2 protein-coding genes are annotated in these 548 nt (G+C 72.8%); one reads left to right on the top strand and one right to left on the bottom strand.

Annotated elements, in window-relative coordinates:
• Positions 1-232 (bottom strand): iron-sulfur cluster assembly protein (locus tag ACIKT0_RS19830; RefSeq protein ID WP_407106954.1); only part of this gene is annotated, 232 nt, incomplete at its 3' end.
• Between the two features lie 182 nt (positions 233-414).
• On the opposite strand from ACIKT0_RS19830, the gene ACIKT0_RS19825 reads away from it, so the two are divergent.
• Positions 415-548: NTP transferase domain-containing protein (locus ACIKT0_RS19825; RefSeq protein WP_407106955.1), on the top strand; the 134-nt coding region annotated here is incomplete at its 3' end.

Raw genomic sequence — 548 nt, 5'->3', positions numbered from 1 at the left:
CGACCAGCACGTCCGACACGCCGGGAAGCGCCCGCACGGCCGCCTCGGCGGCGCGCCGGATGCTCTCGGCGCCGGCGGCCTGCTCGGGCGTGGTCTCGATCGAGAAGATCACGCGACCGCCCGGCATCAGCGCGATGCTCGACAGCGACGACGACTCTGCGAGGCTTGTCGCGCCGTCAGGCGCGGGCACCGCAGCAAGGGCCCGCCGGATGTCGTCTTCAGTCGCAGCCATCGCGCACTCCATCTTGTCCGCCGCGCTATGGACCTTCCCGGCCCCCGAGGTCAAACGTCGCACGCCCGCGACGGCGATTCCCGCGGCCGGGCGGGGCTTTGGGCGCGGAGCTCCTGCCGCTAGCCTGAACGACGCGGATTCGCGGTCGCGGCCGGCCCGACCAATCGAAGGAGCCGATCCTCATGACTGTCGCCGGCCTAGTTCTGATGGGCGGCCTCGCCTCGCGCATGGGCGGCGGCGACAAGGCGCTGCTGGAGCTCGCCGGGCGGCCGATCCTGGCGCATGCGCTCGACCGCTTCGCCCCGCAGGTCAGATC

The organism is Hansschlegelia beijingensis (genome assembly GCF_045505405.1).
GTDB lineage: Bacteria > Pseudomonadota > Alphaproteobacteria > Rhizobiales > Methylopilaceae > Methylopila > Methylopila beijingensis_A.
Note: the sequence above shows the minus strand (reverse complement) of the source record. Positions and strands in the feature narration are given on the sequence as shown.